Source organism: Paenibacillus sp. JT22N15, assembly GCF_059383755.1.
The window spans coordinates 150248-171902 of the sequence record NZ_JBXENV010000017.1; the positions used below are offsets into that span (position 1 = coordinate 150248).

The 21655-nt window shown below is 49.6% G+C and carries 25 protein-coding genes; 24 read left to right on the top strand and 1 reads right to left on the bottom strand.

What is annotated here, in order from left to right; all coding sequences use genetic code 11:
* Positions 1-28: 28 nt before the first annotated feature.
* The 12 genes from AC50X8_RS27690 (at position 29) to AC50X8_RS27745 (ending at position 10153) form a co-directional block, all read left to right on the top strand.
* Positions 29-271 (top strand): DUF4321 domain-containing protein, encoded by a 243-nt coding sequence (locus AC50X8_RS27690; protein ID WP_056039903.1) that lies wholly within the window; start codon positions 29-31, stop codon positions 269-271.
* A gap of 25 nt (positions 272-296) precedes the next feature.
* The gene (locus tag AC50X8_RS27695) at positions 297-905 is read left to right on the top strand and encodes a Maf family protein (protein ID WP_494882776.1); all 609 of its coding nucleotides are present in this window, start codon (positions 297-299) and stop codon (positions 903-905) included.
* A 40-nt stretch (positions 906-945) separates the two neighbouring features.
* Positions 946-1635, top strand: a complete 690-nt coding sequence (gene radC, locus AC50X8_RS27700) for a RadC family protein (RefSeq protein ID WP_056039907.1) — start codon at positions 946-948, stop codon at positions 1633-1635.
* 42 nt (positions 1636-1677) lie between these two features.
* On the top strand, positions 1678-2712 hold the full coding sequence (locus AC50X8_RS27705) for a rod shape-determining protein (RefSeq protein ID WP_056039909.1): 1035 nt from the start codon (positions 1678-1680) through the stop codon (positions 2710-2712).
* Positions 2713-2763: 51 nt separating this feature from the next.
* Entirely contained in the window at positions 2764-3645 is an 882-nt protein-coding gene (gene mreC / locus AC50X8_RS27710) for a rod shape-determining protein MreC (RefSeq protein WP_494882778.1), read from the top strand.
* Entirely contained in the window at positions 3642-4175 is a 534-nt protein-coding gene (gene mreD / locus AC50X8_RS27715) for a rod shape-determining protein MreD (protein WP_081418971.1), read from the top strand. The genes mreC and mreD overlap by 4 nt, the downstream gene beginning before the upstream one ends.
* A gap of 62 nt (positions 4176-4237) precedes the next feature.
* Positions 4238-4906, top strand: coding sequence for a septum site-determining protein MinC (locus tag AC50X8_RS27720; protein WP_494864143.1), 669 nt, complete (start codon positions 4238-4240; stop codon positions 4904-4906).
* A 3-nt stretch (positions 4907-4909) separates the two neighbouring features.
* Entirely contained in the window at positions 4910-5701 is a 792-nt protein-coding gene (minD, locus tag AC50X8_RS27725; protein WP_046229380.1) for a septum site-determining protein MinD, read from the top strand.
* 7 nt (positions 5702-5708) lie between these two features.
* Complete coding sequence (locus AC50X8_RS27730; protein WP_056039911.1) at positions 5709-6854, top strand: FtsW/RodA/SpoVE family cell cycle protein; 1146 nt, start codon at positions 5709-5711, stop codon at positions 6852-6854.
* A gap of 95 nt (positions 6855-6949) precedes the next feature.
* A complete protein-coding gene (locus tag AC50X8_RS27735; protein ID WP_494882801.1) occupies positions 6950-7951 on the top strand; it encodes a peptidoglycan DD-metalloendopeptidase family protein in 1002 nt (333 codons plus the stop codon).
* Positions 7944-8825: a M50 family metallopeptidase gene (locus tag AC50X8_RS27740; protein ID WP_056039915.1), complete on the top strand. Its 882-nt coding sequence runs from the start codon at positions 7944-7946 to the stop codon at positions 8823-8825. The genes AC50X8_RS27735 and AC50X8_RS27740 overlap by 8 nt, the downstream gene beginning before the upstream one ends.
* 86 nt (positions 8826-8911) lie before the next feature.
* Positions 8912-10153: an Rne/Rng family ribonuclease gene (locus tag AC50X8_RS27745; protein WP_056039917.1), complete on the top strand. Its 1242-nt coding sequence runs from the start codon at positions 8912-8914 to the stop codon at positions 10151-10153.
* A gap of 183 nt (positions 10154-10336) precedes the next feature.
* Here the strand turns inward: AC50X8_RS27745 and AC50X8_RS27750 are convergent, their stop codons facing one another.
* Positions 10337-11200 carry an AraC family transcriptional regulator gene (locus tag AC50X8_RS27750; RefSeq protein WP_056039919.1) on the bottom strand — a complete coding sequence of 288 codons (864 nt, stop codon included), beginning with the start codon at positions 11198-11200 and terminating at the stop codon, positions 10337-10339.
* Positions 11201-11557: 357 nt separating this feature from the next.
* Here AC50X8_RS27750 and rplU point away from each other — a divergent pair, with 357 nt between their 5' ends.
* The 12 genes from rplU to AC50X8_RS27810 form a co-directional block, all read left to right on the top strand.
* The gene (gene rplU, locus AC50X8_RS27755; protein WP_056039921.1) at positions 11558-11869 is read left to right on the top strand and encodes a 50S ribosomal protein L21; all 312 of its coding nucleotides are present in this window, start codon (positions 11558-11560) and stop codon (positions 11867-11869) included.
* A gap of 10 nt (positions 11870-11879) precedes the next feature.
* Positions 11880-12215, top strand: a complete 336-nt coding sequence (locus AC50X8_RS27760; RefSeq protein ID WP_494882781.1) for a ribosomal-processing cysteine protease Prp — start codon at positions 11880-11882, stop codon at positions 12213-12215.
* A gap of 14 nt (positions 12216-12229) precedes the next feature.
* Entirely contained in the window at positions 12230-12541 is a 312-nt protein-coding gene (rpmA, locus tag AC50X8_RS27765; RefSeq protein ID WP_046229372.1) for a 50S ribosomal protein L27, read from the top strand.
* Positions 12542-12667: 126 nt separating this feature from the next.
* Positions 12668-13405, top strand: coding sequence for a Spo0B domain-containing protein (locus AC50X8_RS27770; protein ID WP_494882783.1), 738 nt, complete (start codon positions 12668-12670; stop codon positions 13403-13405).
* 13 nt (positions 13406-13418) lie between these two features.
* On the top strand, positions 13419-14738 hold the full coding sequence (gene obgE / locus AC50X8_RS27775) for a GTPase ObgE (protein WP_494882785.1): 1320 nt from the start codon (positions 13419-13421) through the stop codon (positions 14736-14738).
* A gap of 263 nt (positions 14739-15001) precedes the next feature.
* Entirely contained in the window at positions 15002-15529 is a 528-nt protein-coding gene (locus AC50X8_RS27780; RefSeq protein ID WP_494864024.1) for a hypothetical protein, read from the top strand.
* 208 nt (positions 15530-15737) lie between these two features.
* Positions 15738-16304 (top strand): hypothetical protein, encoded by a 567-nt coding sequence (locus AC50X8_RS27785; RefSeq protein WP_494882787.1) that lies wholly within the window; start codon positions 15738-15740, stop codon positions 16302-16304.
* Positions 16305-16521: 217 nt separating this feature from the next.
* Positions 16522-16959, top strand: a complete 438-nt coding sequence (locus tag AC50X8_RS27790; RefSeq protein WP_056039935.1) for an ACT domain-containing protein — start codon at positions 16522-16524, stop codon at positions 16957-16959.
* Between the two features lie 45 nt (positions 16960-17004).
* Positions 17005-18291 carry a homoserine dehydrogenase gene (locus AC50X8_RS27795; protein ID WP_494882789.1) on the top strand — a complete coding sequence of 429 codons (1287 nt, stop codon included), beginning with the start codon at positions 17005-17007 and terminating at the stop codon, positions 18289-18291.
* A gap of 35 nt (positions 18292-18326) precedes the next feature.
* Positions 18327-19307, top strand: a complete 981-nt coding sequence (gene thrB, locus AC50X8_RS27800) for a homoserine kinase (RefSeq protein WP_494864022.1) — start codon at positions 18327-18329, stop codon at positions 19305-19307.
* On the top strand, positions 19304-20197 hold the full coding sequence (pheA, locus tag AC50X8_RS27805; RefSeq protein ID WP_056039941.1) for a prephenate dehydratase: 894 nt from the start codon (positions 19304-19306) through the stop codon (positions 20195-20197). The genes thrB and pheA overlap by 4 nt, the downstream gene beginning before the upstream one ends.
* Before the next feature lie 261 nt (positions 20198-20458).
* On the top strand, positions 20459-21655 hold a 1197-nt coding region (locus AC50X8_RS27810; RefSeq protein ID WP_494882791.1), incomplete at its 3' end, for a LysM peptidoglycan-binding domain-containing protein.

Genomic DNA, 21655 nt, shown 5'->3' on the forward strand with positions numbered 1-21655 from the left:
GTCATTACTTGGCGAGAGGCGTTGAACAATGAAGAAAAACGGCTGGATGTTATTGCTTTTCCTAGTGCTCGGTCTGCTTGCGGGGGCCTTGGTGGCACGCTGGCTGGAGTCGATACCGGGAATAACTTTCTTGACCAAAGCGATTGAGGCTTCGTGGTCTCCTGCCGTTGATTTGTATGTACTGAGCTTTACAATGACGATTAACTTCCAAATTAGCTTATTCAGTATTATTGGTGTTATAGTGGCTATATGGCTTTATCGCAAACTGTAAGTTTAAACGAAGGAGCGCTATACCTATGAATCCGATCAGCCAGTTCGTGCTGGCATCGTCGTCTCCGCGCCGGAAGGAACTGGTCGCCTCTCTTGACCTTTCCTTGCCGGTTTATATTTTGTCCTCGGAAGCGGACGAAAGTGTGCCCTCCGATTGGAGCCCCGAGCAAATTGTAGAACAGCTTTCCTTGCGCAAGGCGCGGGCAACGGCTGAGCTTTTGCGGATGCAGGGGAATACGGAACCCTCTATCGTCGTTGGCGCGGACACGATTGTCGTTGTGGATGGCCATGTGCTGGGCAAGCCAGCAGATGAGGCAGATGCTTTTGCGATGTTGAGCAGCCTACAAGGCAGAGCTCATGAAGTATATACAGGTGTAGCTTGTGTTTTAACGCATAATGGTGAACAATCCTCGGCTCATCGCATGACGAAGGTGCATATGAGGCCCCTTAAGGAAGACCAGATTAATCGGTATATAGCTACTGGAGAGCCGCATGACAAAGCCGGTTCTTATGGTATTCAAGGTTATGGGGCTACGCTTGTTGAGCGGATCGAGGGCTGTTATTTCAACGTTGTCGGGTTGCCGTTGTCACTGCTGTCAGATATGCTGGCGGCGTATCGCATACATGTATTTTGATCCACGTACTTCAAGCTAACTTACGAAAGCAGGGATGGGCATGGAGTCGCAGCGCCAATTTATTCGTGATGTCCCACAGGAAGAACGTCCAAGAGAGCGATTAATTAAATATGGGGCCGAAGCGCTCAGTCACACGGAATTATTGGCCATTCTTTTGCGAACGGGTACAAAAAAGGAATCAGTTGTCCATCTTGCGGGTAATATCATGAAGGAATGTGGCAATTTGCGCAACTTGATGGATATGAGTCTGGAAGAGCTGACAGCGATTCGCGGCATTGGCCCGGCGAAAGCGATTCAATTGCGCGCAGGACTTGAGCTCGGACGCAGAGTGTCTCGTACAGGCAATGGCGACGTTGTTACGGTGCGGAGGCCAGAGGATGCGGCGAATTATGTCATGGATGAGCTTCGTCATTTGAAAAAGGAGCATTTCGTCTGTCTTTTTCTAAATACGAAAAATCACATTATCGCCCAAGAGACGCTATCGATGGGGACGCTGAATGCGTCGCTCGTTCATCCGCGAGAAGTATTTCGTGCGGCTATTAAATGCAGCAGCGCCTCGCTCATTTGCGTGCATAACCATCCGAGCGGCGATCCTACGCCCAGTGCTGAAGACATTGCGCTGACGAAGCGGCTCGTCTCTGCTGGCGAGCTGGTAGGCATTGAAGTGCTGGATCATTTGGTGATTGGTGATGGAAGGTTTATTAGTTTGAAGGAACAAGGCTACATGTAATATAATAAGAAGGATTGTGGCATTTCAGAAGGGAGCACTAACATGTTTGGTGGTTTATCGAAAGATCTTGGCATTGACTTGGGAACAGCTAATACTCTTGTATACGTAAAAGGAAAAGGAATTGTCGTGAGGGAGCCGTCTGTGGTAGCCCTGCGTACCGATACGAAAACGATAGAAGCAGTTGGCGAGCAAGCGAAAAAAATGATCGGCAGAACGCCGGGCAATATTCGCGCAGTACGTCCAATGAAAGATGGCGTAATTGCCGACTTTGAAACGACAGCAACGATGATTAAATATTTTATCCGTTCAGCGCAAAAGCAGAAATCTTTGTTTCCGCGCCATCCGAACGTCATGATTTGCGTGCCGTCTGGCATTACTGCAGTTGAGAAGCGTGCTGTTGAAGATGCTGCGAAGCAAGCAGGTGCCCGCGAAGCCTATACAATTGAAGAGCCGTTCGCTGCAGCGATTGGCGCTGATCTGCCAGTTTGGGAACCGACGGGCAGCATGGTCGTTGATATTGGGGGCGGAACGACAGAGGTTGCAGTAATCTCGCTTGGCGGCATTGTAACAAGCCGTTCGATTCGCGTCGCTGGGGATGAAATGGATGAGTCGATTATCCAATATATTAAACGCTTTTACAATTTGATGATTGGGGAGCGTACGGCGGAGCAGCTTAAGATGGATCTGGGTACAGCAATGCCGCTTGATCCGCCGGAATCGGTGGAAATTAGAGGCCGTGATCTTGTATCCGGCCTGCCTAAGACGCTTGCGATAACATCGGATGAAGTAAGCGAAGCGCTTGCGGATACGGTGACAGCTATCGTAGATGCTGTTAAAATTACACTTGAAAAATGCCCGCCAGAGCTATCTGCGGATATTATGGATCGCGGCATTGTACTGACGGGCGGCGGAGCGCTGCTTCGCAATCTGGACAAGCTGCTGCAGCGCGAGACAGGCATGCCGGTCATTGTTGCGGACAACCCGCTTGACTGCGTAGCTATAGGTACCGGCCGTTCGCTTGACCATATTCATTTGTTCAAGAGCAGAGGTGGCTCAGGCGGTCGTTCGAGACGCTAGGAGAGCTTTCCGTCCATTAGGCAAAAATGAAAATGTGATTAGAACAGGCAGGTGATCGAGCTGTTTAAGCTGTTTAGAAATAAGCGCATGTTTATGCTTATGTTCGGGTTTATTCTGTTCATTGTGGTCATCGGCTTCTCGCTAAGTGACCGTAAGGAGCTGAGTATGCCGGAGAAGTTTATCGGAGATTCAGTCGGATTCGTTCAGCAATGGTTTTATGTGCCCGCTGCTTCAATAGCGGGTTTCTTTGAGGATATTGGCAAACTCCGGACGATTTATGAGGAGAATGAACAGCTGAGACTGACAGCAGCTGCTTACGCCCGCGACAAAATCGGCTATAACTTTTTACAGGAAGAAAATGAGAGTTTGCAGAAAAAGCTGAATTTTACAGAGCAGCAGAAAAAAATAAACCAATACAACTACCGGATTGCCCATGTCATTGCCATTGACAATAATCCATACAGCAAGACGCTGGAAATTAATTTAGGCTCGCTTAATGGCATAAAGCAGGATATGGCGGTTACGACAATTGATGGCATTATCGGTATCATCAGCCAAGTAAGGCCGAATACGGCAACCGTCATGCCGATTACGGAGCTGGATGACAAGTCGCCGACTTCCAATGCGATTGCGGCGACTATTCTCGGCAAAAGCGACTCTTTCGGCATGGTTACCAGCTATGATGATGAGACGCAGCGGTTAATTATGACGAGAATCGCCGAGAACGACAAAATGATTGTGGGTGACCTGGTTGTTACTTCAGGGAGCGACAGCGTTTATCCGCGTGGTCTTGTAATTGGAACAGTAGAGACGAAGGAAGAAGGCAACTTTGGCTTGACATATACGGCTTCTATTGAGATGGCAGCTAATTTTAACCAGCTTAAAGAGGTGTTTGTCGTCGAGGTCACTGCATCGGAGGATGCGGGCAAATGAGTATGATGAGCACAAATCGGCTTATCCTGCTGTTGTTTCTGCTTTTTATTATAGAAGGCAGCGTTATGCCCTGGATCATTCCGGCGGATTATTCGAGTAAAATTATCCCGCATTTCAGTTTTGTCTTTATCTTATATGCTGCTCTGTATAGTGGCCGCCATCGCGCATTGCTGTTTGGTTTAGGTATCGGACTTATTCAGGATATCGTCTATTACGGTCATTTGCTCGGTGTTCATACGTTTATGATGGGGCTGATCGGCTATTTTGCCGGACTGCTGTTCGATCGCCGCCGCAGCACGCTGCTCACTTGCCTGTCCGTCATTGGCTTTGCATGCATCGCATACGATTCAGCCGTTTATTTCATTTATTCGCTTTTCCGGTTGACGGAGGAGTCGTATGCATACGCGCTGCTGGATCATATTTTGCCTAGCTTATTTTTGCAGCTTGCCTTTGCCTTGATTATTTATGTGCCTGTTCGAAAGCTGTATGAGCAGGATGCGAAGCTTAATCAGGACCAGGATGAGGAATAAATTGGAGGAAAAAGCAGGAATTCGATTGTTTCGAAAAGAATGCAATACGTTGGGGAGGGACAATCGTGGCCGAAAAGCAGCATATTATGATTAAAGGCGTCAAGGAAGGTCTCGTGTTCCTTCTCGACGATAGTTGTGAGCTTGATTTATTACTTGATGAGCTGCACTACAAGCTTGAGAAAACCCATCAGCAGCTGCTCACCGGCCCGCTCGTACACGTCCATGTCAAGCTGGGAACTAGACAGCTCGGCGATGAGGATAAAGAACGGATTCGATCGGTCATTCGCGCGCAGGGCAATCTGATTGTACAATCGGTGGAATCGGAGTCCGCGGCAGGCAGCCAGCCGTCGCAAGCGTCGCCGGGTATTCAGCTCATTAGCGGAATTATTCGATCGGGCCAAACGATGGAGCGTGAAGGCGATTTGCTGCTGACGGGGGATGTAAACCCGGGAGGAACGATTATAAGCACCGGCGATATTTATGTGATGGGCGCGCTGCGCGGCGTTGCTCATGCGGGTGTGAACGGCCGAACGGATGTTATTATTGCGGCATCGCTGATGCGGCCGACGCAATTGCGCATAGCAGATATTATTAGCAGGCCGCCGGAGGAATGGATGTCGGGCGATCCGGCGATGGAATTTGCTTTTTTGAATGAGGGAACGATGCAAATGGATAAAATTTCGCAATTATACCGTTTACGCAATAATCCGATTATGTTAAGAGGGGTGTAACTTATGGGAGAAGCGATTGTTGTCACATCTGGAAAAGGCGGCGTTGGCAAGACGACTACGTCCGCTAATCTGGGAACGGCACTGGCTCTGCTTGGCAAGAAGGTATGTATGGTTGACACCGACATCGGACTGCGTAATTTGGATGTTGTTATGGGACTGGAAAACCGCATTATTTATGATCTTATCGATGTGGCAGAAGGCCGCTGCCGCTTGAATCAAGCGCTGATCAAGGACAAGCGCTTTGACGAGCTGTACATGCTGCCAGCTGCCCAAACGAAGGACAAAAATGATGTATCGCCCGAACAGGTCAAAGACATGGTGCTGGAGCTAAAGAAGGAATTTGATTATGTCATTATTGATTGCCCAGCCGGAATTGAACAGGGCTTCCGTAATGCCATTGCTGGTGCGGATCGCGCTATTGTCATTACAACACCAGAAAATGCTGCCGTGCGCGATGCAGACCGGGTAATTGGCCTGCTTGAGAAAGAAGGCATTGCCGCTAAAATCATCATTAACCGCATTCGCCAGAACATGGTGAAGAGCGGCGAGATGCTCGATATTGATGAAATTTGTCAGGTGCTTGCCGTTGATTTGCTCGGTATCGTGCCGGACGATGAGAAGGTTATTAAATCCGCAAATACGGGGGAGCCCACCGTAATGGACCCTTCCTCGCGCGCGGCGATTGCTTACCGCAACATTGCCCGCCGCATTTTGGGTGATATGGTTCCGCTCATGCTGCTAGACGAGAAGGCAGGCGCCTTCAAACGGTTCCGCAAGTTTTTGGGAATAGGATGATTGCCTTGTGCTAAATAAATTCAAAAAAATTGACTGGGGTATTATTGCAATCCTGGTTTGTCTGATGGTTATTAGTTTGTTTGTTATCCATAGTGCAACTTTTCATGATACGAATTATGCTGGTTCAGAAAATAAAATGATGATATTTTATGCAGTAGGCTTTTTTATTGCTATTTTTGCCGCATTGTTTGATTATCGTATTTTACTGAAAACCTGGCATATATTGTACGGATTTGGTGTTACATTGCTCATAATGGTATATTTCTTCGGCTCTGTCATCAATGGAGCGAAAGGCTGGTTTAAGCTCGGCAGTTTTTCCTTTCAACCGGCAGAGATCATGAAAATCTTTTTGATTATCGGTATTGCCTACATTATGGGAAGAAGAAAAGGCGATAGATTAGGCTTTTCTCAAGATTTATTACCGATAGCAGCCTTTTCCCTATTGCCGTTTGCGCTTGTAATGATGCAGCCCGATTTAGGAAATGCGATTATTTATTTGGTTATTGTGCTCGGAATGCTTTGGATTGGAAATGTTAAATATAAGCATGTTCTTGTAGGGCTTGCTGTCGTTGTCGGCGGTTTGATCTTGTTCATGACGCTGTTTAATATGTTCAATACGGAAATATATACTTATTTGAAAGAAAAAGAATTAACGCACTGGTATAATCGGATTAATACGTTTATGCATCCTGAGGAAGCATCTGCTGATGCAAGCTATCAATCCCAAAATGCTAAAATTGCAATAGGCTCCGGCGGGCTTACGGGGGATGGCTATCTTCAGGGCGAGATGAAAAATGGGAAGTTCATTCCTTACCCGTATTCGGATTCCATTTTTGCTGTCATCGGCGAGGAGTTTGGGTTTCAGGGGGCAGCTGTATTATTGCTGCTGTATTTCCTGCTCATTTATCGAATTATAATAATCGCCTTCAAATGTCATGATTTACGGGCATCCTATATGACGATAGGCATCGCGTCGATGTTCGTATTCCAGATTTTCCAAAACATCGGCATGATGATCGGCCTAATGCCGATTACCGGCATCACGCTGCCATTCATCAGTTACGGCGGCACTTCACTGCTGCTGAATATGATTTGTATTGGTATCGTATTCAGTATAAAGGCCCATCAGGAAGTGTATGAGCTGGCTGAATAACCACATAAGCTGCTGCTTGGAAGGGCGCTGCCATTCTCTGTGAAGAGAAGGCGGCGTTCTTTTTCTTTTTGCCTGCTGGATTTGCATACTTGTCCGTGTTTCCTCATAAGGATGTAGAAGGAAACAAGCTCTCTGACAAGCGAGAGGGGGAGGAACGGATGATGGATACGAAGGAAGCGGTGCGTAAGCGCCGAGAAGAGAAAATTAGACGATTGATGGAGCAGCCCGTTCGGGATGGATTCATGCAAGAGCGGCTTTCAAGAGTGGAATACAGTGTGCCGGCTGTGCCGCCGTCCTATCCCGTGTTGGATGAGGAGGAGAGGGATCCGGAGAAATTGTGGAAAGAGAGCCCAAATCCTTGGGATGGCTGGACGCAGATACAGGATGATCAGCGAAGCCGGACGAGCCGTATCGATTATCGATACAGAAATGAGCCGGGAGAACCGCCGTATGCGGAACCGCCAAAAGGGGGACGACCACATCCATTTTTTCGTGAGCTGCGCTGGAAAATGATTGCGGCTGCTGTATTGTTCGCCGGCATATGGGGCTTATACCAGACCGATGAGGAGTGGGCATTGGAGAGCCGAACATATGTGGCACAGGCGCTTCATGATGAGCTGGATTTTGCAAGTGCGGCCAAATGGTATAAAGAAACGTTTGCAGGAGCGCCGACGTTTATTCCGATTTTTCAAGAGGAGCAGAAGGAGGCAACGGCTGCCGAAGGGACTGTCAAGCTGCCTATCGTTGCTCCGCTTGAGGGCGGTGCTATCGTACGTACATTTGCCGAGCTGCTGAATGGTGTTGAGCTTGCAGGGTCATCGGAGGAAGCAGTAAATGCGGTGGAAACGGGCAGAGTGCTTGTAGTCTCGGAGCCATCGGATGATGGAGTAACCGTCGTAGTTCAGCATGCGGATGAACGAGTCAGCGTATATGGCAAGCTAGGATATGCATCGGTTGGCGTGAATGATTGGGTGGAAGCGGGCGACCAGGTCGGGAGCCTGCGCAGAGCAAGCGGCGAGGAGCCGAGCCTGCTTTATTTTGCAATTAAGCAAAACGACCGCTATATTGATCCGGTAAGCGTGATCCCGCTTGGTTAAATGGAGGGGCATTCGCTGGTCGGTGCATCCGTTGTTTGTGCTGGTAATGGCGGCCTCGGTATTAACAGGTTATTTTGTCGAGCTGTTTACCTTGTTTTCAATCGTTATTGTCCATGAAGCTGGTCATGTGCTGGTAGCGCGTTATTTCGGCTGGCATATTCGTGAAGTTAAGCTGCTGCCTTTCGGCGGTGTGGCTGAAGTGGAGGATGCGGGCAGCCTGCCAGCAGGAGAGGATGCACTCGTAGCGATAGCCGGACCGCTGCAAAATGTATGGATGGGACTAGCTGCCTGGGGTTTCGGCCAGTTGGGGCTGTGGGATTCCGAATGGTCGGCCTATGTCGTTAATGCCAATATGATGATTGGCTTATTCAATTTATTGCCGATTTATCCGCTTGATGGCGGGAAGCTGCTGCAGGCTGCCCTTAGCTATAGCTTGAGCTTTTACAGCGTCATGCGCTGGACGGCACGCATCAGCCTTGTGCTCAGCAGCTTGATGATCAGCGTTTCACTGCTGGGGCTGCTGCGTCCCGGCGGCGGTATTCAAATGAATCTGCTCGTCATTGGAACGTTTCTGTTTATGACGAACTGGACCTATAATCGGAGCATCCCGTATTTATTCCTTCGCTTTCTCATGCATCGGGACCAGGTAGCCATCCGTAAAATGGCGCAAGGCGTGCTTGCCAGCCCTATCGTGGTGGATGGCAGGCACTCTGCGGTTTATGCCGTTCGTTTGCTGTGGCGCGAGCGGTATCACCTGTTTTATATAATGGAGCGCGGCTCCAGCATAGCCAGGGTGGCTCCGGAGCAGCGTATTGTGGACCGTTATTTGCTTGAGCGCAACCCGAACCGGCCTGTTATTGAGCTGCTGCCTTAAGGAATCCAAAAACAGATAAGGAACTGTCGCCGCGACTTGTGTTAATATAAAAGAAAACGTGAGAGCTGGCGGGTGATGTTTGAGAGATGAAGCAAATGTTGATGCACAGTGACGGAGAAATGCTTCAAACAGCTGTTTTGCAGGATGGCCGGCTCATGGAATTTTTTATGGAACGGTCGGAGAAAAGCGGCCTCGTAGGCAATGTCTACAAAGGGCGTGTCATTAACGTATTGCCTGGCATGCAGGCGGCATTCGTAGATATTGGCCTTGGCAAAAATGCTTTTCTTTATATAGATGATTTATTGCATCCCAATTTGGAAAAGCAGCCAGAAACGAAACCCTCGATTGAAGAGCTCGTTCGGCCAGGTCAAGAGCTTATTGTACAGGTGATGAAGGAGCCGCTTGGCGGCAAGGGGGCCAGGGTGACGACCCATTTTACATTGCCGGGGCGCTGGCTGGTACTCATGCCGCAGGCTGGATATGTAGGCGTTTCGAGAAAAATTGCTGCCGACAGCGAGCGTGCCAGACTGCGCAATGTTGGCGAACAGCTGCTGCAAGGCGAGGAAGGCATCATCCTTAGGACAGCGGCCTCGGGAGAAACCGAGCAGTCGCTTGCCGCTGATGTTGCCCAGCTTCGCGCTAACTGGGAACGTATAATAACCCAGGCAGAGGTAGCCAAAGCACCAATGGGCCTTCATATGGAAGCCGGGCTGCTGCGGCGAATTGTCCGCGATACGCTGGATATGGAAGTGGAAGAGGTATGGATTGATGATGCATCCCGTCTGCAGGAAGCAGCTGCGCTGCTGAGGGAAATGACACCCCAGCTCGAGAAACGGCTCAAGCTGTATGACAAGAATGCCTCGCTTGCGCTTTTTGACGCTTTTGACGTCACTAGGCAGGTCCATGAAGCATTCCAGCCGAATATTCGGCTCGCAAGCGGCGGCTCTCTCATATGGGGAGAGACGGAAGCTTTAACTGTTATTGATGTGAATACGGGCAAATTTACAGGTGCTACGAATTTAGAAGATACGGTTTTCCGCACGAATCTAGAGGCGGCTGATGAGATTGCCCGGCTGCTGCGGCTTCGTGATGTGGGCGGCATCATTATTATTGATTTTATCGATATGGAAAATGAATCAAACCGTGAGCGGATTATGGCGCGCCTGAATGAATGGGCGAGGCGGGACCGGACAAAATGCTCGGTCGTTGGCTGGACAAGGCTAGGGCTTATGGAAGTGACCCGCAAAAAGGCGCGGGAGGGTGCGGCGGGCCAGCTGACAGAGCGCTGCCCGTGCTGCGGAGGAAGCGGCAGGAAGTCGCAGGCTTAAGCATGAAATAACATTATGAAGATGGTATGTGCAAATGAAGAAAGCGACCACAGGAGGGCCTCCCCTCCAGTGGTCGCTTTTGCTGATTTCAGCAGGCTGAAGCTAATTTGGTTGTTCACCTGGAAGCATAACGCGCAATGACTAGTACACGCGGTAACTAGTGATTCGCTCATTTTGAGCGGATCATTTTTTCATAATCGGAATCCACACTTCGCAGTGGTAATCCTCGGCGCAAGTATCGCCTTCGAAATAAACCTCCAGCTCCGGGCCTCCAGAATGCTCATAGCCAGTTGCGGGAAACCATTCCTGGAATATCCGGCGGAATACGTTTTGAAGCGAATCCGGCAGAGGACCGGTCGAAGTGAATATGGCCCATGTAGCCGCAGGAACGGTGCGGGCAGTATATTTCTTTTCAGAATCAGCTTCATCAGGCGTCACTTTAGTGGCAATCATATAGGTAAAGGTTTCTTTATCGGGCTGGCCGTCCAGGCAGACACCGATAATAGCCCCGTCTCCTTTGGAGTACAGCTCGGCGGGCGCGTCGCTATGGTTGAATGCCTCCCATAGTTTAGGGATGTCGATGAAATTTTGTCCGTTCTTACAGCTTACTTCATAGGACAAGCCGACAATTTGAAAAGCTTCTTTTTCCACGATCCGATAATCCATGTCCTTGTCTCCTTTCAATGATAGCTGGAATGAAATGCGGGGGAAGGCTTTCAATGAAACGCCTAGTGCTCTCGCTTCCGACGGCGAAATGCCATGAATGCGGCGAAACGCCTTGGAAAATGATTCTGGGGAATCATAGCCGTATTTTAAAGCAACATCTACGACTTTAATGGCGCTTGACGTCAGCTCCTGTGCCGCGAGTGTTAGCTTGCGCCTGCGAATATATTCCGCTACCGTCATTCCCGTCAGCATGTGGAACATCCGCTGAAAATGGAATGGCGATACATAGGCGGCTTTGGCGATTTCGGCGATGTCGAGGCGCTCCTCCATTTTTTGCTCCATGAGGTCGAGCGCATCTTTCATTCGAAGTATGGCATCCATGCCGCAAAACCTTCCTTTGCTTTTAAATGGTAGCATGAACGATGAGCCGTCTGCCTGTCATTGCGTGCTCGCCTCAGACAGATGCTTTTGCATAAAAAGCGTTCGATAAGACTGGCCTCATTATACAAAATTAAAATTATTGGGACAATGAAGCGGGAGAAATCGTTTTATTGCTAGACATTTGCGGAGAAAGGAGGTTGCTTGATTCTATTTTGTATGCTAAAATGTTCAAGTATGTCTGATTGTTATATACAGCGGACTTGCAGATACCGCTCCGATCGGGTACAAGCAATAGCAGCCCATGCTGCCATTCACCTGGATTAGGCGAGTCTTCGACAATAAGGAGGTGCACTCACAATGTTCGCAATTATCGAAACTGGCGGCAAGCAATACAAAGTTCAGGAAGGCGATGTGCTTTTCATCGAAAAACTGAACGCCAATGCAGGCGAAAGCGTAACGTTTGATCGCGTGTTGGCTGTATCCGGTGCTGACGGTCTTGTAACTGGTACTCCAGTTATTTCCGGCGCTACTGTTTCTGCTACTGTTGAAAAACAAGGCAGAGGCCAAAAGATCATCGTTTACAAATACAAAGCCAAAAAGAACTACCGTCGTAAGCAAGGTCATCGTCAACCGTACACAAAAGTAACGATCGGCAAAATCCAAGCGTAAGAGGATTATTATGATCACGGTTACGATTGTACGAAATGCTGACAAGCGGATTACATCGTTTAAGATTAAAGGTCATGCGAAGTATGCGAAGCTCGGCAAAGACATTGTCTGCGCTGGCGTATCGGCTGTATCAGTCGGTACGGTCAATTCGATTGAAGCTCTGGCAGAGGTGAAGCTTCCTTATGCAATGGACAATGGATGGCTATCATCGGATATTCCGGTTTTAGCTGATCAGGAAACCACTCTTAAGGTGCAGCTGCTGCTGGAGTCGATGATCGTGATGCTTAATACGATTGCAGAGTCCTACGGAAAATATGTTGTGATTAAACAACAATCTCTTGAATGAGGGAGGGAAATCTCATGTTGAAACTGAATCTTCAGCTTTTCGCTTCGAAGAAAGGTGTAGGTTCCACAAAGAACGGACGTGACAGTCAATCGAAGCGTCTTGGCGCTAAACGTGCTGACGGTCAAACCGTATCTGCTGGAAGCATCTTGTTCCGCCAACGCGGAACAAAAATTCACCCAGGAACTAACGTAGGCATCGGCAAAGACGATACGCTTTATGCGAAAGTCGAAGGCGTTGTGAAGTTTGAGCGTTGGGGACGCGATCGCAAAAAAGTGAGCGTGTATCCAGTGGACCTGGCTCCAGTAGCCGCAGCAGTAGAAGCATAATAGCAGCAAATGCCCCGGCCTCGCGTGTAGGCCGGGGCATTTGCTGCTTAAAGACCTATCGGCTAATGCAGCGACATGTTATACTGAATTAGCTGGGAAACATGCGGAAGAAAGTGGGATCAATGAATGGATCGCATTAAATCGGCAAAGCACATCGCGGCTTTTTCTATTGTGCTTCCGGCTGTGGCTATGCTTGTATGGCCTTCGTCAGTCTGGCTGCTTGTGCTTTTCATGCTTTGGTTTGCGGCTGTTGCAGCCATCTGGATTCGCTCGGAGCGGCGTGAGCACGCGAAGCAGCTCGCGCTTACGATACACAGCCTGCAGGCCGCGGGGATGAGGACGCTTAACCATCATCGGCATGACTGGATGAACGACCTGCAAGTGCTATATGGCTACACACGGATGCAGAAACCGGATAAAACGGTGGAATATGTGGAGAAAATAAGGGCAAAGATGCTTACGGAGAGCCAAATTTCAAAGCTTGGGGAGCCAGCACTCGTCAGCTACATCCAGGGCTTTCGTACACTGACAAGCTCGCTTGAGCTGAAGGTGGACATTGAGCAGGATTTGAATTTAGTTGAGCTGCCGCTTGCCAGCACCGAAATCTCCGAAGCATTAATTGGCATAATGAATGGCTATCGTCTGGCGGTTAAGCCTGGTTTTGGCGAAGTCGCCGTACTTACGCTGGCACTGGATTGGGACGGGCAGCAGCTCCACGTTGCTTTCGATCTGGAAGGCGAGCTAATTGACGAGCAACAATTGAAGGATCAAATAAAACAGCAGTTGAAAGGCGCGACTCTGCAGGCGGTCGATATTGAACATCCGCAGGAGGAAATACGGCTTAAGGCGGAAAAGCGCGCTTGAACGGGGGCACAACATGTTTGTCGATAAAGCGAAAATATTTGTAAAAGGCGGCAACGGCGGCGACGGCATCGTCTCCTATCGTCGTGAGAAATACGTACCGGAGGGCGGACCTGCCGGTGGCGATGGCGGTAAAGGCGGAAATATTATTTTCCGTGTAGATGAAGGCTTGCGCACGCTGATGGATTTCCGCTATCAGAAGCATTTTAAAGGCGAGCGCGGCGAGCGCGGCAAAGTGAAGAGCATGCATGGTGCAGGTGCGGATGATATGATCGTACGCATTCCTCCCGGCACGATCATTATTGACGATGACTCGCAGGAAATCATTGCCGACATGACACGCCATGGCCAGGAAATTATTGTAGCAAAGGGCGGACGCGGCGGACGCGGCAATACAAGGTTTGCAACGATTAACAACCCGGCTCCGGATATTGCCGAGACGGGTGAAGAAGGCCAAGAGCGCTGGATTGTGCTTGAGCTTAAGGTAATGGCAGACGTAGGTCTGGTCGGATTCCCAAGCGTAGGCAAGTCCACCTTGCTGTCGGTCGTATCCGGGGCCAAGCCGAAAATCGGCGCGTATCATTTTACAACGCTAACGCCGAATTTAGGGGTTGTAGACGTTGGTGATGACCGCAGCTTCGTAATGGCGGATTTACCGGGATTAATCGAAGGAGCGCATGAGGGCGTAGGTCTGGGGCATGAGTTTTTACGCCATGTCGAGCGTACTCGCGTAATCATCCACGTGCTGGATATGTCCGGCTCTGAGGGGCGCGATCCGTTTGAGGATTGGCTGCAAATCAATGAAGAGCTGGTGCTCTACAATGAGAAGCTGGCCGACCGACCGCAAATTATTGCGGCTAACAAGATGGATATGCCGGAAGCGGCCGAGCACTTGGAGATGTTTAAGCAGCAGCTGGATGAAGTGCGCGGCGAGAAGGAATACCTTATTGTGCCGATGTCTTCTTTGACGAAGCAGGGTGTTCAGGAGCTGTTGTACAAGGCGATGGATACGCTGGAGTCGGTTCCAGATGATCTGGAAATCGAAGAAGTGAAGGATGTTACCGAGCGCAAGGTGTTTACGTTCGAGAAACGCGAGGAATCCAGCTATACGATTCGCAAGGAGAACGAGCTGTACGTTGTCGAGAGCGAAAGCATCGAGAAATATTTGAAGCGTATGAAGGTCACTTCGTATGACTCGGTCATGCGTTTTGCCCAAATTATGCGGAAAATGGGTGTGGATGCAGCGCTGCGCAAGCATGGCGCCAAAGATGGCGACACGGTGCAAATCGGCGATTTCACCTTTGAATTTTTCGAAGGCAGCGACTATATGGCTTAATCGAATATTGGCACAAGGAGACGGCGCAAGCCGTCTTTTTTTGTGCACATTGAGCTGTATTTTCAGAAATTGGCGCTAAAGCTGTTACAACCTGCTCAAAAAGGTGTAATAGCTATACAGAGCAACATATTGATTCGGCGTAAATGAGGCATATGCAAGTAGAGAAAAGTGTTGGGAGGTATGCTGAATCAGTAGAATGCATGGCTTAGGCAGCAGAAGCTGCGATGCCAAGGAAAATAGCAGTTGAAGGGATGTTAAACGTAATGAAAAGAAGCAAAGTACTCTCCTTAATTACAATGGTGAGTATTTCCGTATGGCTTGGAGCTTGCAGCGAGGAGGCGGGGGATGGAGGGAGCAGTGCCCCAGCTTCAGTGGACCAGACATGGCCCGAGATGGCAGCAGCCGTTCCACAAGAAGCGCTTTCGGAGCCGGAGGCAGACGAGCTGCCAGCGAGCAGTGAACCGTCTTCGGCTATTGCGAGACCGGCTGATCTGCCAAGCGATTTTCCGATTCCCGATGATGCTGTTTTCATGACTTCCTCGAAATCGGTAAATGAGGGAAAAAAAGTGATATTGTTCAATTTTACGACGAAAAAGTCGATGGATGAGCTAGCTGACCTTTATCAAGCTTATGCGATAGATAAAAAGCTGGAAGACGGCAGTGTGACGTTTGCAGATTCGAAGCTTATGATTGAGGGCTCAATCGATAAAACAGATTCCATTTGGCTGTTGGGTACGACACTTTCAGAAGCCGGCGTTTCACAAATTACGGTGACCTGGTCGGAAAATTGACTGCGTTGAGCCTCAGCTACGAGGACTGGCTGAAACCGCGTCATTGATATATTTGGAAATGGTGAATGCTGGCCGTCTCCTGCTTTATGTGGTAATATTGCTTTTGCTCGCCATTAATGAGCTTAACGATTTTATTGTCATGCTTATTTTAAACAGGAAGCTGCTGCTGTCATGAAGATTTTCATATGAAATGAGAGGATGTTAAAACATGAAAAAAAATAGATGGTTTTCTTTATTGTCTGTTGTTATTATAGCGGGTGTCGTAAGCGCCTGCGGCAATAATGCTGCTGGTGGAACCAATACAGCTCCACAGGAAACAGCGAGCGTAGCGCCGGGAAATACAGCGGAAAGCGCAAGCCCTGGAGCGGAAGCGACGCCAAGCGATGCTGCTGCATCACCAGCTCCTTCAGATGAGGGAAAGACAGAAACAAAGGGTGACGGAGAATCGTCTGCAAGTGCAAGACCCGATTATTTGCCTGCCGATTTCCCGATTCCCGATGATGCGGTTATTACAAATTCGACTGAAAATATCGATAACGGCAAAAAATCGGTTTTGCTTGTTTTCAAGACGAAGGAAGACTTCGCCAAGCTAGGCCAATCCTATAAAGATTATGTAAATGAAAAAGGGCTGGAGGACGGCGCCCAGACGATCGATGATAAAAATATTATTATTCAAGGAACGATTTCCGGCTCCGAATTTATTTCAATCATCGGCGGTAAACTAGCTTCAGAAGAAGGAGTTTCCGAGCTGACTGTAAGTTGGACAGAGCAGTAGACCGCGCTGCATGCGAGCCAGACGCTTTGCCGTGATAACGGCCCGTTATATGTAATTGAATCCGTTCCCTGCGAAGCTTGTCTTTGCAGGGAACGTTTTTTTTTGAATACTATTCCCGTTTAAAAGCGGATTATCATTTAAACCTATTGCCCCAGCCTTATGATTCCGCTATAATGTCCTTTATAGAAGAACAAATGTCTTTTTAGGGGGGACGGAAGTGACGCAGCGGTATTTTGCTGTACGGGAGGATATGCTGCCGGAAGCCATTCTCAAGACATTGCAGGTAAAGGAAATGCTTGCCAGAGGCGAAGCGGCAACGGTGCATGAGGCAGCCGAGAAGGCGAACCTGAGCAGGAGCGCTTTTTATAAGTATAAGGATGGCGTTTATGCGATGCATCAGATTAACCGTGAGCGGCTGGTGACGATTTCTATGGAGCTGGAGCATCGTTCGGGCGTGCTGTCAAAGGTGCTGTCGCTCGTGGCGACGCATGAAGGCAATGTGCTGACTATGAACCAAAGCATTCCCCTGCAAGGACTTGCCCATGTGGTCATTTCAGTTGACGTTTCCCAGCTCAGCGGGGATTTGGACTCTTTAATGGATGTTATTCGCAGCCAGCAGGGCGTACGTAAAGCCGCCGTAATCGGGCAAGGCTGATGAAATAGAACGTTATATTATTGAAGGATAAATGGAGGGAATCATATGAAACCAATTAAAGTAGGTTTGTTAGGGCTTGGAACAGTAGGAACAGGTGTCGTCCGCATCGTGGAAGGACATCAGGAGGATCTGCAAAGCCAGACCGGTTCGGCAATTGAAATTGCGAAGGTGCTGGTCAGCAACAAAAGCAAAGCGCGCGACATTTCGATCGACCCGTCCAAGCTGACAGAGGACCCTTGGGAAATTATCCACAATCCGGACATTGATGTGATCGTCGAAGTAATGGGTGGAATTGAACAGACGAAGCAATATATTATTGAAGCTTTATCGCGCGGCAAGCATGTAGTGACTGCCAATAAAGATTTGATGGCGCTGCATGGAACGGAAATACTGGCTGTTGCTCAGGAGTACGGCTGCGATGTGCTTTATGAAGCGAGCGTAGCTGGCGGCATTCCGATTATCCGCACTTTAATCGAAGGCTTCTCCTCCGACCGGATAACTAAAATTATGGGTATCGTTAACGGCACGACGAACTATATTTTGACGAAGATGAGCCAGGAAGGCGCTTCGTACTCCGATGTGCTTAAGGAAGCCCAAGCGCTCGGCTATGCGGAGTCCGATCCGACCTCTGACGTTGAGGGACTGGATGCTGCGCGCAAAATGACGATTTTGGCGACGCTTGGCTTCCGTGCCAATGTGGCCTTGGATGATGTATCCGTTCAAGGGATTTCATCGGTCAGCCGTGAAGACATCCAATATGCGAAGCGCCTGGGCTATGAGCTTAAGCTGCTTGGCATCGCAGAGCGTCAAGATGACGAATTCAGCATTAGCGTACAGCCAACGATGGTTAAGCATTCGCATCCTATCGCGTCAGTCAATGGCGTATTCAACGCCGTATATGTTCATGGCGAAGCGGTTGGAGAAACGATGTTTTATGGTCCGGGCGCTGGCGGCATGCCTACGGCTACCTCGATTGTTGCCGATCTCGTTGCCGTTGTGAAAAACTTGAAGCTTGGCGTTAACGGCAAGCAAAATATTATGACCTATAAGGAGAAGAAGCTCAAAACCGATGAGCAAATCTCCTCAAAATATTTCCTGCTTCTCCATGTAGCAGATCGCGCAGGCGTGCTAGCGCGCATTACTCAAGTATTTGCAGACTTTGAGGTAAGCTTGGAATCGGTTCTGCAACAGCCGAATCCTGTCAATCCAGAGGCGGAAATTATCGTCATTACGCATGATGCGAATAAAGCAGCGATGCAGAAGGTATTGCAAACCTTTGAAGAGCTGGATGTTATCCGCAAGGTGAAAAGCGTGTATCGCGTTGAAGGTTAAGCCAACACTAGCAATCGAAGGAGCTTTATAACGTTATGAATAACCGTCGTGTAATCGTAAAGGTGCCTGCGAGCACTGCTAATTTGGGTCCAGGCTTCGATACGCTGGGCATGGCGCTTTCCCTGTATGCTTGGGTTGAAATGTCGGTTGCTGAGCATACGGTTTTTCGCTTGTACGGAGACGAAATGACAGGTATCCCTGAGGATAAGTCAAACTTGATTTATAAAGTGGCGCAGCTTGTATTCAAGGAAGCGGGCGTACAAGTACCAGAACTGGACATTGCGATGTACAGCAATATTCCGCTTACACGCGGACTTGGCAGCAGCGCTTCAGCTATCGTTGGTGCGCTGGTTGCCGCCAATGCGTTAATCGGCAGTCCGCTGTCGGATGATAAGCTGTTTCAGATGGCAACAGCGCTGGAGGGCCATCCGGACAATGTAGGCGCGTCGCTGTTCGGCGGCATTGTCGTATCCGCTTGGCGGGATGGAGAGCGGGCAGATTATGTTCGTCTGGAGCCGCATGAGAAGCTGGAGGCGCTCGTTGCGATTCCTTCCTTCCAGCTGTCTACGGAGAAGGCGCGCCATGCGCTGCCGAAACAAATCAGCATGCAGGATGCGGTCTTTAACGTGAGCCGCAGCTCGCTGCTCGTTGCGGCTCTTGCCAGCGGCGAGCTTGGGCTCATTCGCCATGCGATGCGGGATCGCCTGCATCAGCCCTACCGGGCAGCGCTTATTCCCGGCATGGCTGAGATTTTGGACAAAGCAGCCGATTATGGCGCGCTGGGGGCCGCTTTAAGCGGCGCAGGCCCGACGCTGATCGCTTTTGTAGAGTCGGACAGCCCTCGCAAGCAGGAGCTGGAGCATTTTCTGCTGGAGACGTTGAAGCAGGAAGGAATTGAGGCCCAGACGCTATGGCTGAAGCCATGTGCGGAAGGACCGAGCGTGACTATAGAGCAGGCAAAGGCTGGCACAAAATCGCTAGGTTTGCTTGAGCGGATTAGAGGAGAGGCCGTATGAGTACGACAAAATCAGTTGCTTTGCTGCCGGCAGGCTCTGTATCAGATGAAGCGGCACGGCAGCTTTTTGCAGGAGAAGAAGTAGTGTGGAAGCATCATCGGCTCATTGCCGATGTGTTCCTATCGACGGTTAAAGGGGAAAGCGGCTATAGCATTATCCCGATCGAGAACACCATTGAAGGCTCGGTTAGCCTGCATATGGACTGGATGGTTCATGAAGTGGACTTGCCGATTCAGGCCGAATGGGTATATCCTTCGATACAAAATTTAATCGGCCGGCGTTCGGAGCTGACGAATGAGTATGGCACCGTAGATTATTCCCGTGTGAAAAAAGTAATCAGCCATCCCGTTGCTATGGCGCAGTGCTTGCAGTTTCTTAGAAGCGAAATCCCTCATGCTGAGACGGAGCATGTCGGCAGTACGTCTGAAGCGGTGCGTATCGTACGCGACAACCCGGGAGCAGGCTGGCTGGCAATAGGTACTTCAAGAGCGGCGGCGAACAATGAGCTGGATATTTTGCAGGCGAGCATTACCGACCACAGCAACAACTATACGCGGTTTTTGCTCGTTGGCGAGCAGCCTTATACCGCGCGGCATTCTGATTTCAAGAAGACGAGTATTTTGGTGAATTTGCCGGATGACTATCCAGGTGCGCTGCATCAGGTGTTGTCAGCGTTCGCATGGCGCCGCATCAATCTGTCGCGGATTGAATCGCGTCCGACGAAGAAGAAGCTGGGCAATTCTTATTTTTATATCGACATTGAGATGTCGCTTGATACGGTGCTGCTGCCGGCAGCGATTGCTGAAATTGAAGCGATCGGTTGTCAGGTGCGCGTGCTTGGTTGTTATCCAAGCTTTACGTACGAGCAGCTTCAGCAGTCGAATGGGTAACTAATGGATATGCGGCAAATTAACACATGTCATACTGATTGTAAGGTTAGTTTAAACGGCAGGATTAGGCCGATGGTATTGTATTTTGCTAATAGCGAGACGCACAGCTTCTGGTAAGCTGGCTGCGGCTCGCTATTTTTTTTTCAAAGTTGGGGACACCTGCCCATGTGCTGCATAGAATATAAAGATTGATAGCAAGCATGCATGCACGGCAGCAATCATGCTAGTTATTTAAAGAACGTGACAGGAGGTTGTCGGCAAGTGAAAATTTATGTAGTGAAGAAAGGCGATTCCCTCTACTTAATCGGTCAGAAGCACCATGTTACGGTTGAGGAGATTTTGAAGCTTAATCCTTCCATTACGAATCCAGACGTCATTGAGGTGGGGATGAAAATTAAAATCCCGTCTTCTTCCCATGAAACGGGTGGAATGGACATTATGCACCAATACGTGGTGAAGCAGGGGGATACGCTGTGGAAGCTGTCCAAAGCATGGGGAGTTCCACTCGCCGATATGATCAAAGCGAATCCTCAACTTAAAAATCCCAATGTGCTCATGACGGGCGAAATCGTCAATGTGCCTAAAGCGGGCCATATGACGACTACACCGTCTACAGGAACGGGAACTGCAGCAGGAATGGGGACGACGGCAGCGGGAACAGGCGGTCATACAGGACATCATGCTCTTCATCCGCTGTCGGTCATGCAAGGCGTGCAGCAATGGGTTGGCGGTAAAAAGCCGACAGGGCAAATTCCTGGCAAAACGCCAACTGCGCCAGTAACCGAAAAAACGCCAACCGCTCCGATTCCGAAGACGCCAACTGCGCCAATAACGAAGACACCAACTGCTCCTATTGTGACACCTACGCTACCGGAGGCAAAACCTGTACCGCAGCCAAAACCGCTGCCGATTGAGAAGCCAGTGGAGAAAAAGACGTACCCGGTTTATTCCCATCATCAGCAAAGCGTTGACTTGTTTATGCAATACGGTACACCTGCGGTAGAAGCTTCATCGACTTACCCGACAACAGTTGTATCGCCCGCTGCAACGGCTCCTTCTTTGCCGCAATACGGAGGCTACAGCATGCCTACAACGGTATCACCTGCACAAACAGGCGGTTACGGTCATTGGCAGCAGCCAACTATGGTCAGCCCTGTGAGCCAAGGAGGAGGCTATAATCCGTGTCCTCCTGGGATGTATCCGATAGGCGGTATGAGCAGTGGCTACGGCTATGGCGGAATGGTATCGCCGGCAGAGACGCAAGGCTACGGCTATGGCGGAATGGTATCGCCGGCAGAGACGCAAGGCTACGGCTATGGCGGAATGGTATCGCCAGCAGAGACGCAAGGCTACGGCTATGGCGGAATGGTATCGCCGGCAGAGACGCAAGGCTACGGCTATGGCGGAATGGTATCGCCGGCAGAGACGCAAGGCTACGGCTATGGCGGAATGGTATCG

What these genes read in the sequence shown, in the direction of transcription:
- rplU (WP_056039921.1), top strand. Translation starts at nt 11,558, where the DNA reads ATGTTCGCAATTATCGAAACTGGCGGCAAGCAATACAAAGTTCAGGAA.
- rpmA (WP_046229372.1), top strand. Translation starts at nt 12,230, where the DNA reads ATGTTGAAACTGAATCTTCAGCTTTTCGCTTCGAAGAAAGGTGTAGGT.
- pheA (WP_056039941.1), top strand. Translation starts at nt 19,304, where the DNA reads ATGAGTACGACAAAATCAGTTGCTTTGCTGCCGGCAGGCTCTGTATCA.
- minD (WP_046229380.1), top strand. Translation starts at nt 4,910, where the DNA reads ATGGGAGAAGCGATTGTTGTCACATCTGGAAAAGGCGGCGTTGGCAAG.
- AC50X8_RS27785 (WP_494882787.1), top strand. Translation starts at nt 15,738, where the DNA reads ATGAAAAAAAATAGATGGTTTTCTTTATTGTCTGTTGTTATTATAGCG.
- AC50X8_RS27705 (WP_056039909.1), top strand. Translation starts at nt 1,678, where the DNA reads ATGTTTGGTGGTTTATCGAAAGATCTTGGCATTGACTTGGGAACAGCT.
- AC50X8_RS27770 (WP_494882783.1), top strand. Translation starts at nt 12,668, where the DNA reads ATGGATCGCATTAAATCGGCAAAGCACATCGCGGCTTTTTCTATTGTG.
- AC50X8_RS27695 (WP_494882776.1), top strand. Translation starts at nt 297, where the DNA reads ATGAATCCGATCAGCCAGTTCGTGCTGGCATCGTCGTCTCCGCGCCGG.
- AC50X8_RS27780 (WP_494864024.1), top strand. Translation starts at nt 15,002, where the DNA reads ATGAAAAGAAGCAAAGTACTCTCCTTAATTACAATGGTGAGTATTTCC.
- mreD (WP_081418971.1), top strand. Translation starts at nt 3,642, where the DNA reads ATGAGTATGATGAGCACAAATCGGCTTATCCTGCTGTTGTTTCTGCTT.
- AC50X8_RS27795 (WP_494882789.1), top strand. Translation starts at nt 17,005, where the DNA reads ATGAAACCAATTAAAGTAGGTTTGTTAGGGCTTGGAACAGTAGGAACA.
- radC (WP_056039907.1), top strand. Translation starts at nt 946, where the DNA reads ATGGAGTCGCAGCGCCAATTTATTCGTGATGTCCCACAGGAAGAACGT.
- AC50X8_RS27745 (WP_056039917.1), top strand. Translation starts at nt 8,912, where the DNA reads ATGAAGCAAATGTTGATGCACAGTGACGGAGAAATGCTTCAAACAGCT.
- AC50X8_RS27760 (WP_494882781.1), top strand. Translation starts at nt 11,880, where the DNA reads ATGATCACGGTTACGATTGTACGAAATGCTGACAAGCGGATTACATCG.
- AC50X8_RS27750 (WP_056039919.1), bottom strand. Translation starts at nt 11,200, where the DNA reads ATGGATGCCATACTTCGAATGAAAGATGCGCTCGACCTCATGGAGCAA.
- thrB (WP_494864022.1), top strand. Translation starts at nt 18,327, where the DNA reads ATGAATAACCGTCGTGTAATCGTAAAGGTGCCTGCGAGCACTGCTAAT.
- AC50X8_RS27690 (WP_056039903.1), top strand. Translation starts at nt 29, where the DNA reads ATGAAGAAAAACGGCTGGATGTTATTGCTTTTCCTAGTGCTCGGTCTG.
- obgE (WP_494882785.1), top strand. Translation starts at nt 13,419, where the DNA reads ATGTTTGTCGATAAAGCGAAAATATTTGTAAAAGGCGGCAACGGCGGC.